Annotated in this window: 11 protein-coding genes; 9 read left to right on the top strand and 2 right to left on the bottom strand. The window is 45.4% G+C overall.

Annotation, left to right across the window (positions count from 1 at the left end; all coding sequences use genetic code 11):
• Nucleotides 1-457: 457 nt before the first annotated feature.
• The 7 genes from rpmH (at nt 458) to TOL_RS17985 (ending at nt 6,716) form a co-directional block, all read left to right on the top strand.
• Nucleotides 458-592, top strand: coding sequence for a 50S ribosomal protein L34 (gene rpmH / locus TOL_RS18010; protein WP_015488814.1), 135 nt, complete (start codon nt 458-460; stop codon nt 590-592).
• 31 nt (nt 593-623) lie between these two features.
• Entirely contained in the window at nt 624-1,025 is a 402-nt protein-coding gene (gene rnpA, locus TOL_RS18005) for a ribonuclease P protein component (RefSeq protein WP_015488813.1), read from the top strand.
• Nucleotides 973-1,269: a membrane protein insertion efficiency factor YidD gene (gene yidD, locus TOL_RS18870; RefSeq protein ID WP_075272566.1), complete on the top strand. Its 297-nt coding sequence runs from the start codon at nt 973-975 to the stop codon at nt 1,267-1,269. The genes rnpA and yidD overlap by 53 nt, the downstream gene beginning before the upstream one ends.
• 2 nt (nt 1,270-1,271) lie before the next feature.
• Complete coding sequence (gene yidC, locus TOL_RS18000) at nt 1,272-2,936, top strand: membrane protein insertase YidC (protein WP_015488812.1); 1,665 nt, start codon at nt 1,272-1,274, stop codon at nt 2,934-2,936.
• Nucleotides 2,937-3,047: 111 nt separating this feature from the next.
• Entirely contained in the window at nt 3,048-4,442 is a 1,395-nt protein-coding gene (gene mnmE, locus TOL_RS17995; RefSeq protein WP_015488811.1) for a tRNA uridine-5-carboxymethylaminomethyl(34) synthesis GTPase MnmE, read from the top strand.
• A gap of 134 nt (nt 4,443-4,576) precedes the next feature.
• Nucleotides 4,577-4,804 carry a helix-turn-helix domain-containing protein gene (locus tag TOL_RS17990; RefSeq protein WP_015488810.1) on the top strand — a complete coding sequence of 76 codons (228 nt, stop codon included), beginning with the start codon at nt 4,577-4,579 and terminating at the stop codon, nt 4,802-4,804.
• Nucleotides 4,797-6,716 carry a DUF2075 domain-containing protein gene (locus TOL_RS17985; RefSeq protein ID WP_015488809.1) on the top strand — a complete coding sequence of 640 codons (1,920 nt, stop codon included), beginning with the start codon at nt 4,797-4,799 and terminating at the stop codon, nt 6,714-6,716. Before TOL_RS17990 ends, TOL_RS17985 begins: the two co-directional genes overlap by 8 nt.
• Before the next feature lie 235 nt (nt 6,717-6,951).
• Here TOL_RS17985 and TOL_RS17980 read toward each other — a convergent pair whose 3' ends face one another.
• On the bottom strand, nt 6,952-7,794 hold the full coding sequence (locus tag TOL_RS17980; protein ID WP_015488808.1) for a metal-dependent hydrolase: 843 nt from the start codon (nt 7,792-7,794) through the stop codon (nt 6,952-6,954).
• 167 nt (nt 7,795-7,961) lie between these two features.
• Entirely contained in the window at nt 7,962-8,510 is a 549-nt protein-coding gene (locus tag TOL_RS17975; protein WP_015488807.1) for a TetR/AcrR family transcriptional regulator, read from the bottom strand.
• 225 nt (nt 8,511-8,735) lie between these two features.
• Between TOL_RS17975 and TOL_RS17970 the strand changes: the two genes are divergently transcribed.
• Both TOL_RS17970 and mnmG read left to right on the top strand, forming a co-directional pair.
• Nucleotides 8,736-9,581 carry a hypothetical protein gene (locus tag TOL_RS17970; protein ID WP_015488805.1) on the top strand — a complete coding sequence of 282 codons (846 nt, stop codon included), beginning with the start codon at nt 8,736-8,738 and terminating at the stop codon, nt 9,579-9,581.
• Between the two features lie 320 nt (nt 9,582-9,901).
• On the top strand, nt 9,902-11,800 hold the full coding sequence (mnmG, locus tag TOL_RS17965) for a tRNA uridine-5-carboxymethylaminomethyl(34) synthesis enzyme MnmG (protein WP_015488804.1): 1,899 nt from the start codon (nt 9,902-9,904) through the stop codon (nt 11,798-11,800).
• The last annotated feature ends 45 nt before the right edge of the window (nt 11,801-11,845 follow it).

The following is an 11,845-nucleotide window of genomic DNA, read 5'->3' as shown; positions in this document are numbered from 1 at the left end:
GAGGCGGCGGGTTATCCACAGCTATTACCGCTATTATTAAGAAAGAAATGGCCCTGTGGATAACAGACCTGACAACTGGGGGACGAACTTGGGTACAGAATCGTGAGAATTTCTAGCAAGAATTCACCTTGTGCATAAACTAGCATTCTGTACACCGCTTTTACCCAGCTCGTACATACGTTAAACGCATGTAGTACCGAACTTATCATTTCTCTATCTTATTGATTTATATAGAAAATTATCAGTTATTCACAGAAAAGTAGCTCTATAAGAATAATAAATACAAACTATCTCCTCTTTCTTTAAACATCATTTCATACATATTCTTTAGTAAACAAAATTCAAAATTACGGTCAGCAAAATTGAATAGAAATTAGCCATTGCTATTACGCTTTGATTTTCATACAATTGCCGCCCTTAAAAATTAGACCCTTTTCACTTAACGGGTGACAGTGTTATGAAACGTACTTTCCAACCAAGCGTATTAAAACGTAAGCGTACTCACGGTTTTCGTGCTCGTATGGCTACTAAAAACGGCCGATTAGTTTTGGCTCGTCGTCGTGCAAAAGGCCGTCATAGCCTGACAGCATAATTGTTCGTTGAATCCCATCGAACGTCTGTGCATGCCGGATTTAGCATTTCGCCGTCAATCGCGATTGTTAAAACCTGCTGAGTTTAAGCGAGTCTTTGACAACACAGCGTTGCGTGGGAGTACGGCTGACCTCTTGGTGTTAGCCGCTCCTAATGAGCAAGATCAGCCACGAATCGGATTCGTGCTGGCGAAAAAACAGATTAAGCGAGCTGTAGACCGTAATCGTGTCAAACGGCTTATCCGCGAGTCATTTCGTGCTCACCAGCACGATATTGCGGCGCTTGATCTGGTTATTCTTGCCCGATCTGGTATTACCGGACTGGACAACCAGCAAATTCGTGAGATGATCGACGCCCTCTGGTTCAGACTGAAGCAACCTCATGGCCGACAAGCAAACGGAAACCGCAACAAGCGGCGTCAAACCGGGCGCTAAGGTCTTGCTGTCTTTGATAGCTGTCTATCGCTATGCCATCAGTCCTCTTTTCCCCAGCCGTTGTCGCTATTATCCTACGTGTTCTTCTTACGCTGCCGAAGCAATTCAGCGGTATGGAGCGCTTCGTGGTGGTATGCTTGCCGCGAAACGGATAGGTCGGTGTCATCCATGGGGTTCCCATGGTGTTGATCCCGTCCCCGATTTACCCACCCATTCACCTACTTGTTGTCAACGGAAACCCTGATCATGGATATCCGCAGATTGGCCATATTTATTGGCCTGGCCGTTAGTACTTACTTTCTGATTTATACCTGGAATCAGGATTATGGACAGAAAAACCTAAATAACGCGCCGATTGCTAGCGCAGAAGTTACCCAAGCATCGGATGCTCCACAAACCACGGACGTTAATGAAACACCCGTTGTAGGTACAGGCGATCAACCGATTGTTGATGCACCCGTAACAGATGTTTCTGTATCAGCTGAACCAACCGGTGAACTGATTACGGTGACTACCGATGTTCTACAAGTCAAAATTGATCCACGCGGTGGTGAAGTAGCCGAGGTGTTATTGCCGGCTTACCCACTGTCGATTGATCAACAAGACGTGCCCTTCGTATTGCTAGAGAAAAACCAGCGTCGCACTTATGTTGCGCAGAGTGGTTTAGTCGGCAAAGACGGTATTGATAAGGCAGGTCCTGCGTTATATAGCGCTGCCCAAACTACCTATACTTTGTCTGATGATCAGCAAGCGATTACTGTTGTTCTAACTCATGTTAGTGATAAAGCTAAGATTGAGAAGATTTATACCTTCCGTCGTGGTGATTATCTAATGGATATGAATTACCGCATCACCAACACTTCTGATAGCGAATGGCAGGGTGCATTTTACGCTCAGCTGAAGCGTGATGGTTCGCAAGATCCGTCAACTGCGTCAGGCATGGGTATGAAAGCGTATCTTGGTGCGGCATTAACCACCAAAGAAGATCGCTATAAAAAAGTAAGCTTCAGTGATTTAGAAGATGACGGTTATAAATCGGTACAAGAAGGCGGTTGGGCAGCAATGCTTCAGCATTATTTCTTGTCTGCTTGGGTACCATCGCAAGAGACTCAACACACCTACAATGGTCGTTTCGTTAAAGGCAATTATGTATTCGGTTTCTACGATGCTCCATTCACAGTAGCGGCTGGTGATACGGCCAATGTTGGTGCTCAGCTGTACGTTGGCCCTAAAGACCAAGAACGTTTAGAGACTATAGCTCCAAACCTAAATCTAACGGTTGATTACGGTATTTTGTGGTTTATCGCTCAGCCTTTGTTCTGGTTGCTCGAGTTCATTCATGGTTTTGTTGGCAACTGGGGTGTGGCTATTATCTTGCTGACCGTGGTTATTAAAGCGGCCTTCTTTAAGCTGTCAGCGACTAGCTATCGCTCAATGGCGAATATGCGCAAAGTGGCGCCGAAGATGGCCGAAATTAAAGAAAAATTCGGCGATAACCGTGAGAAGCTTGGTCAGGAAATGATGAAGCTTTATAAAGAAGAGAAGATCAATCCGCTGGGCGGCTGCTTACCTATTTTGGTACAGATGCCAGTGTTTATCTCCTTGTACTGGGTATTAATGGAATCCGTTGAACTGCGTCAAGCGCCGTTTTTCTTCTGGATTCGTGATATGTCGGTGATGGATCCATATTTCATCTTGCCGTTGATCATGGGTGCTTCGATGTTTATTCAAATGAAGCTTAACCCAACGCCGCCAGATCCGATGCAAGCGCGTGTTATGCAGTTTATGCCGGTGATCTTTACCGTATTCTTCCTGTGGTTCCCTGCTGGCCTAGTACTGTACTGGGTAGTGAACAACGTGCTGTCGATTGCTCAGCAGTACGTGATTACTAAACAGATAGAAAATTCGTAAGCACTGAGTGCTGATGAGAAAATGAAAGGGCGCTTCGGCGCCCTTTTTTATGGCTGTTCGTCGGCCTCATGTACAATGCTGTTTTACGACTTCTGTTTTTAAGGTACCGATATGACCAACGCCGTCCACCAAGATACCATTGCTGCAGTAGCGACTGCTCCCGGTCGTGGTGGCGTCGGCATTATTCGTGTATCAGGCGACAAGGCGCAGGCGGTGGCACTGGCAGTGCTCGGACATCTACCGAAACCGCGCTACGCCCACTACGGGCCGTTTAAAGCACAAGATGGCTGCGTACTCGACGAGGGCATCGCCCTCTTCTTTCCGAATCCCAATTCTTTTACTGGTGAAGACGTACTTGAGCTGCAAGGCCACGGTGGCCCAGTGGTATTGGATATTTTATTGAAAGAAGTGATAGCGCAAGGTTGTCGCTTGGCGCGCCCAGGCGAATTCTCCGAACGCGCCTTCTTAAACGACAAAATGGACTTAGCCCAAGCAGAAGCCATTGCTGATCTAATCGATTCTGCATCAGAACAAGCAGCACGCTGCGCATTACGCTCACTGCAAGGCGAGTTTTCCCGCCGGGTGCATAGCCTGCTCGATCAACTGATTCAATTACGCATTTATGTAGAAGCCGCCATCGACTTTCCGGAAGAAGAAATCGACTTCCTAAGCGACGGCAAAGTCAGCGCCATGCTGGCCGAAGTTGAAGCCGAGCTGGCCGCCGTTATGCGCGAAGCTAACCAAGGTGCGATCTTACGCGAAGGCATGAACGTGGTGATTGCTGGACGCCCTAACGCCGGTAAGTCTTCACTATTGAACGCCTTGGCTGGCCAAGAACGCGCCATCGTTACCGACATTGCCGGTACTACTCGCGACGTACTGAAAGAACACATCCACATCGACGGCATGCCGCTGCACATTATCGACACCGCTGGCTTGCGAGATGCGCCCGATGAAGTCGAAAAGATTGGGATTCAGCGCGCTTGGGACGAAATTAGCAAAGCCGATCGCGTGCTTTTGATGGTGGATAGCACCACAACAGAGACTGATCCGGAGAAATTACTGCACGCTTTATACGACGAAAGAGGCTTAAAAGAGCAAGCAGATGATTTTTTGCAATCAAAACGCATAACCGTGATTCGCAACAAAGCAGACTTATCCACAGAGGTAATCGGTTTAGATATACATAAGCGCTATCCCACCATCACCTTATCGGCCAAACAAAATGCCGGTGTTGACGTACTGCGCGAACATCTAAAAGACATCATGGGCTACAACGCTGCCAACGAAGGTGGTTTCCTCGCTCGCCGCCGTCATATCGACGCTCTCAACCGCGCCAACGACGCCGTCGCCTTTGGCCGCCAGCAATTGGATGGTATGGGCGCAGGCGAGCTGCTGGCCGAAGACTTGCGCATGGCGCAACAAGCATTGAATGAGATTACCGGCGCGTTTACCGCAGATGATTTGCTGGGCGAGATTTTTGGGTCGTTTTGTATTGGGAAGTAGCGGAATAGTTTTAGTTAGTTACAGTATTTTCTTTCTCCGAATTCTTAGCAATTTTTACATGTGACTTATAGTCCGTAGACTTATAGTCAACTAAACAGTGAAGTTCAAGTTCGACATTGTTTGTGGAACTAAGAATGGAACAGCGGTTGTTAGAGCAATTTGGGGCTCGGGTTAGAGATGCGCGTATAGCAAAGGCGTTAAGTCAAGAGCAACTCGGAAGCTTAGCAGATCTCGATCGTACGTACGTTAGTGGTGTGGAGAGAGGTAAGAGAAACGTCTCTTTAGTTAATATCGCGAAATTAGCCAAAGCATTAGATCTACAAATGTCGTTGCTCCTTGATTTTGAGGTGGCAGATGACTAGGGCTTATTATTTTTCTGATGTTAGTAGTTTTATTCAAGAATCTGATGATTCTATTATTGGTAAAATTACGCAAAAACATTCGCAAGATATTGTTAATCAACAAACCTTTGCTTGGACTGAGCAGATCAGAATTCTTAAACAGCAATTAGTCAATTTTTCTGATGCTTATGTCGCTTTCGAGGTGTTAATTCCGCGAATGGGACGAAGAGCAGATGTTGTTGTTTTGTATAAAGGAATAATTTTTGTTCTTGAATTTAAAGTAGGCTCAAGTCTCTTTAATTCTTCTGATCAGGAGCAAACTTATAGTTACTGTTTGGATTTTCAAAGTTTTCATGAAGGTAGTGATAACAAGCTTATTGTTCCAATATTGGTAGCAACTCGGGCAACAAAAATATATAAAACAGAGCTACATATCGATCGAAATATAGCATCTATTCAAAAAACTAATGGTAATTCTATAGCAAATATTCTTACGGATTTTACGGAAAAATATCCTAATTATTCTTCAATTGATTTTAGTATATGGATTAATTCTGCTTATAAACCTACGCCTACTATTATTGAAGCTGCTCGGGCGCTTTATGCAAATCACAATGTGGCCGATATAATGCGCCACGATGCTACGGCAAAAAATCTGACAGAAACGACAACAGCTATTAAGGATGTCATCTCGAAATGCCATAGAGATAAAAAGAAAGCAATTTGTTTTGTAACAGGCGTTCCAGGTGCTGGAAAAACCTTGGTGGGGTTGAATGTCGCGACTCGGCCTACAATCGACAAGTTGGAATCTGCAGTATATCTATCAGGTAATGGACCTTTAGTTAATGTGTTGCGAGAAGCCTTGATTCAAGATCGGGTAGTTCGAGGAGAGCGACGAGTAGCAGTGACCCCTGAAGTCAAAGCTAGTATTCAGAATGTCCATCATTTTAGAGACCAGTATTCCTTAGTCGAAACGGTACCTCATGAGCATGTGGTAATTTTTGATGAGGCTCAACGCGCATGGACGGAAGAGCACCTTGTCAGGAATAAGCCAGAGTATTCAGGTCTGGGATCTGAGCCAGATCTTCTGCTAAGTAGTATGGATAGACACGGAGACTGGTGTGTTGTTGTGGCGCTAGTTGGTACAGGTCAGGAAATTAATACTGGCGAGGCTGGAATTTCTTCATGGACTGATTCAATCAAGACTAATTTTCAGGAGTGGGATGTTTATTATTCAAACGCTCTAGATAGAAATTATTTTAATACTGAAGATCCTCGATATTATCAAAAGTCAGGCTTTCATTTACCTAGCTCGCAGAGATCTTATAGAGCATCGAATCTATCTAACTTCACAGATGCAATTTTGAAAGGGGACGCTCAGCTTGCTAAAGAAGATCACAGAAAAATTTCTGATAAATATCCTATCCGAATTACTCGATCTTTAGTAGATGCAAAAAATTGGATAAAAAAACAATGCCGTGGATTAGAAAGAATGGGAGTGCTGTCTAGTTCCTCTGCTAGACGACTGCGAGCGGAAGGTATATTTAATAGTAAAGAAACAGATGAAGCTCATTGGTTTTTAAAGCCGAGCCAAGATGTTCGAAGCTCGAACATGTTAGAGGAAGCAATGAGTGAGTTTAAAGTGCAGGGTTTGGAACTCGATTGGTCTTTGATTGGTTGGGATGCCGATTTTCGATACGTTGATGGAAGTTTTGAGTACTATAAATTTTCAGGAACAAAGTGGCAAAATCGAGGGACTAATGATTCGAAAAGGTATCTTGAAAATACCTACCGTGTACTTTTAACAAGAGCGCGTCAAGGTTTCATAATATATATTCCTATTGGTGATAAAGAGGATATAACTCGTTTGCCTGAATACTATAATTCGACGTATGATTTCTTAAAAGATTGCGGTATAGAAGAGTTAAGGTAGTTAATAAGAGCTAGCTTAGCGTGATTTTATAATAGCCCTATTTATTAAAGTAAATGTTTTCTTAACTGAGCTTTCTCTGCAACAAGTCCATCTAATGAGATCGATTGAGTTTGTAATGATCGGAGATAAGCGAGATTAAGCTATCGCGCGATTGCTAGGATCATTTAGGAGACGATGAAAAAAGATACGTAGCCGCTTTTCAGCGGCTTTATTTTTAGTGACGATTCATGGAATTTTAAACCACTTTATAATTCTCGTGCCCTGCTTGCCATTTACCAAGCTCTTCACGATTGTCGTGATCCCACGGATGAAAGTCACGACGATAGTAGTCTTTGTAGTCATTCCAAACGCTACGGATTAAGCCCGGTTTTTTCCAATAAAAACTAAAGCCTGATTTCCACACCGATGGGCTGAATAATTTTCCATCTTTCCATAAGAAAATGCATTGCACGATGGTCGCACGCAGTAAAAACATCCAAGTGACGTTGAACATAGCGAATACGCGCATAAAGTATTTACCACCGGTAGCTTCATACGCATCAAAACAGACGGCTTTATGTTCAGTTTCTTCAATGGCATGCCATAGCCACATTTCTTTAAAGCGTGGATCCATGCCTTCTGTTGCTTCTGGATTGGTAAGCACTTGATGAGCAAGAATAGCGGTAAAGTGTTCTACCGCGCAGGTAATCGCTAAGCGGCGACGTGCTGGCATCCACTTTTTCATCCACACTTTTTCTTTGCGTTCGAAGGCTTCTACCTTCGTGGCCGGATAGCCTAAGCTGTCGAGATATTTGCTGAACTGATGGTGCTCGTTGCCATGAATAGCTTCTTGTTTAATGAAGCTTTTGATCTGCTCTTGCAGGCGCGGGTCGGTAATTAAATGCTGATGATCGCGCACGGCGTCGATGAACATACGCTCACCTTCTAAAAATAGGCACGACAAAGCATTCATAAAATGAGTTTTGAAGGGATCGTTATCATTCCAATAACGCGGAAGATCTTTAAATTCAAAACCAAAGTCCATTTTACGACCTGGGAAAGTAACTTCAGCGCTGATTTCTCTTGCTGACTTTTTCATAACCTTGCCTACTTCTTATAAGTGTTTAAACAACGATAGAACCGGCAGGTTGAATGTGACAGGTTAACTAAGGACAAAGTGTGACTGAAAATCACAATATGAGTATCTGGCAGGTGCTTGCAGGCCTATACACACGAGGAATAGGCCTGATTTGACTTAATGACAGCTTACAAACTGGATAAGGTACAGATCCAATCTTTGGTGGCCTGCAAATGTCTTGGTTCGCTGTGAAGGCGATCAAACAGTAATGAGCCTTCAAGGCTGCTGACTAAAACACGCGCGAGCTGCTCGCGTGGCATAGGTAATAAACGTGCATTCGCGAGTGTATCGGTCACCCATTCTTCTAAGCGGCTTAAAAAGTGATCGACGGCCTCTAAACTGGCAGGGCTAAGTTCGTGCTGAGACGCAGCGTAAGCCAAGCTCATACACTGTAACTGGTGTTTATGAGAGTCTTCAAAAATGCTGAACAGCGCAAGTAAACGCTGGCGCGGCTTGGTCATGCCTTCGGTCATAAGATCGAGGCGATCAAAAAAGTCGGTATCGTAATCTTGCAGTAGCTCTGTGAGTAACTTATCGCGGCTTTGAAAGTGATAATGCACTGAGCTGGATTTAATGCCTGCTGCTTTTCCTAGCTCACGAAAGCTAGCGGCGGCTAAGTTGGCATGGCGTATTTGATCGGTGGCGAGTGCTTTTAGGTGCGTGCGAGTTTCTGACATAACGATTCCTCCCTGTGAGAACACATTCAAGTCTACCAAGCGTTAGAAGTGCAATGCCTGAGTGCTAATTAACGGTAAACGTCTGAATTGGCAGACTGCTTTTTGCGTCACTGACCTAAGTTGGTCTGATTTTTCACACAAGTATCATGACTAAAGCCAACGAAAAGCCTGCCGTTAACTAAGCTATAGGTTAATTCGTTTTTATGTTTTGTTGGGAGCTCCATTGTGCGAAGTCTATTTTTAGGATTAATGGCGACCTTGTTGGTTGGATGCATCGCCGAAGAAGCGCCGAAGGACATCGTTAACGAGCAAGGTGAGGTTGTGGATGATCCTACCTTGCTGCTCAATGGTTTATGGGATGGCCAATTTGATCAAGCAGGAACGCTTAGAGTATTGATTTATAACGGAAATGTGTTCGCTTTTGATGAGGCTACGGGCTATTACGGTACGGTCGATCTCGATGATAAAACCAAGCTCGCGGATATCACGCTTGAGGGTTATGACTTTATTGATGCGGATACCAGTGCAGAACAGTACGTTGCCGGTGGTTTAGCCGAGGACTATTTATTAAGTGGCTTGTTGTTTAGCAGCAGCGCTGAAAATGACACTTTGGTAGGAGATTACGAAACATCTACGGTTGGCGGCAGCTTCTCGTTAACCAATGATGGTACTTGGGAGAATAATTCCGCGCTTAACGCGATTGATGGGCAGTGGTTATCCACAGGGTATGAGCTTTATCTAACCGCGCTTTCGGATCGCGTTACGTTTAAAGGCATTAGCACCGATGCCTCCGGCTGTACATTTAACGGGGCAATTCGGCTATTAGATAAAAATCAGACGCTGTATCAGGTGGAAATGACAGAACGCAAAAATTGCTCTGAATTTAACGTGGTTAATGCACCTGGGTATGCAGCCGTTAACGTTGATGGTGACCTAGAGTTTTTTATTCGTAAAAGTGATGAGCTGCTCTTTATGAGCTTCACCCCAGCCGCGACGGATACACCGACAGATACGACAACCGACACAACAACGGATACCACCACTGATACAACGACAGACACGACCATTTAGCTGTGGATAAGTCTGTTGATTAGTGGGGAAAAACCTAAGACTAAAGTGTTATTTGTGTTGGAATAACTTTTGTATCAGTTGGCGTGATAATACTTGTCCACATTAGTGAACAGGTTTATCAACAGCCATAACGCCTTGAAATCAAAAGGTTTCAGCTAGATTACTCACAATGTGGATAACTAGTATTCACAACTCGCTTTTGTTTACTTGATCGTGTTAATAATTCTTCTGATCAAAAACTATCCAAATGCTATGGGGTTTTTCTACAGCGCTGTTATAATGCGCGCCCTTTTCTGCACGAACGAATATTGAGGTGGCTTGTGGATTATCCCGTTCGCTATGACGTCATTGTGATTGGTGGTGGTCATGCTGGTACTGAGGCTGCATTAGCAGCGGCCCGTACTGGCTGTAAGACCCTATTACTCACGCATAACACCGATACGGTCGGTGTGATGTCCTGTAATCCAGCGATTGGTGGTATCGGTAAGAGCCATTTGGTGAAAGAAATCGACGCCCTTGGCGGTGCAATGGCGCGAGCAACCGACTTGGCCGGTATTCAATTCCGTATTTTGAATAGCCGCAAAGGCCCAGCGGTGCGTGCCACTCGTGCCCAAGCCGACCGTGCTTTGTATCGTTCTGCGATCCGCAATATTGTTGAAAACCAGCCCAATCTCGATATTTTCCAAGCCGCTTGCGACGATCTAATCGTGCAAGGTGATGGCGTGGGCAGCACGGTTTGCGGTGTCGTCACCAATACCAATATGCGCATCCATGCGACCAGCGTAGTGTTAACCGCTGGTACGTTTTTGGGCGGACTTATCCACATTGGTATGGAAAACCACAGCGGTGGTCGCGCGGGTGATCCCCCATCAAATGCTTTATCGAAGCGTTTGCGCGAAATGCCCTTTAACGTTGGCCGCTTAAAAACCGGAACACCGGCGCGTATTGATCGTCGCAGCGTTGATTTTTCGGTGATGCAAGAGCAAGCGGGCGATACACCGCTGCCTGTGATGTCGTTTATGGGCTCGGTCTCTCAACACCCTGAACAAATTAGCTGTTACGTCACCCACACCAACGAGCGTACTCACGAGATTATTCGCAATAACCTTGATCGCTCGCCTATGTATGCCGGTGTGATTGAAGGTATTGGCCCGCGTTATTGCCCGTCGATTGAAGATAAAGTTACGCGCTTTGCTGATAAAACCAGCCACCAGATTTTTGTGGAGCCAGAAGGTTTAAATAGCAACGAGCTGTACCCGAATGGCATCTCAACCAGCTTGCCGTTTGATGTGCAGTTGGATCTTATTCACAGCATGGTCGGCTTCGAGAACGCGCACATCACGCGTCCGGGTTATGCCATCGAATACGATTATTTTGATCCGCAAGATTTGAAGCACAGCCTCGAAACCAAGTTTGTGAATAACTTGTTCTTTGCTGGCCAGATCAACGGTACGACAGGCTATGAAGAAGCTGGTGCGCAAGGCCTTTTGGCCGGTGTGAATGCCGCTATGCGCGCGTTAGAAAAAGACGCTTGGGTACCGCGCCGCGATCAATCCTATATCGGTGTGTTGGTCGATGACTTAATCACCATGGGCACCAAAGAACCGTACCGCATGTTCACCAGCCGTGCGGAATACCGTTTGGTATTGCGTGAAGACAACGCTGATTTGCGCTTAACCGAAGTTGGTCGTGATTTAGGTTTAGTTGATGACGAACGCTGGGCCGCATTTTCGGCTAAGCGCGAAGCCATTGAGCAAGAAGTGACGCGTCTTAAAACGACTTGGGTGCAACCGAATACCCCAGAAGCCGCAGCGCTATTAGACATGGGCGAAGCTGCGATTAATCACGAATATAGCCTGCACGATTTGCTCAAGCGCCCGGGTTTGGATTACGCCAAAGTCGCGCAGTTTAAAGGCGAGCCAGTGGCCGACCCACAAGTGGCCGAGCAGGTCGAAATTCAAGCCAAGTACGATGGTTATATTGCACGCCAGCTAGAAGAAATCGAACAATCGCGTCGCTATGAAAGTACTAAATTGCCGGTTGATTTGGATTACGATGCCATCGGTGGCTTATCGAACGAAGTGAAGCAAAAACTGCGCACCTTGCAGCCAGAAACACTGGGCGTTGCTTCGCGTTTGTCCGGTATCACCCCTGCTGCGATTAGCCAGATTTTGATTCATCTGAAAAAACGCAATATGGCGACCAAGATGAGTGCTTAGGTGGTGTTTTGCCACTAAATAGGCACAAACAACACTCAACGGGCT

Origin of the sequence: Thalassolituus oleivorans MIL-1, from assembly GCF_000355675.1 — a bacterium.
In the GTDB taxonomy this organism is placed as follows: domain Bacteria; phylum Pseudomonadota; class Gammaproteobacteria; order Pseudomonadales; family Oceanobacteraceae; genus Thalassolituus; species Thalassolituus oleivorans.
The sequence above is the reverse complement of the archived record's forward strand: the minus strand, read 5'-3'. Positions and strand labels throughout refer to the sequence as shown.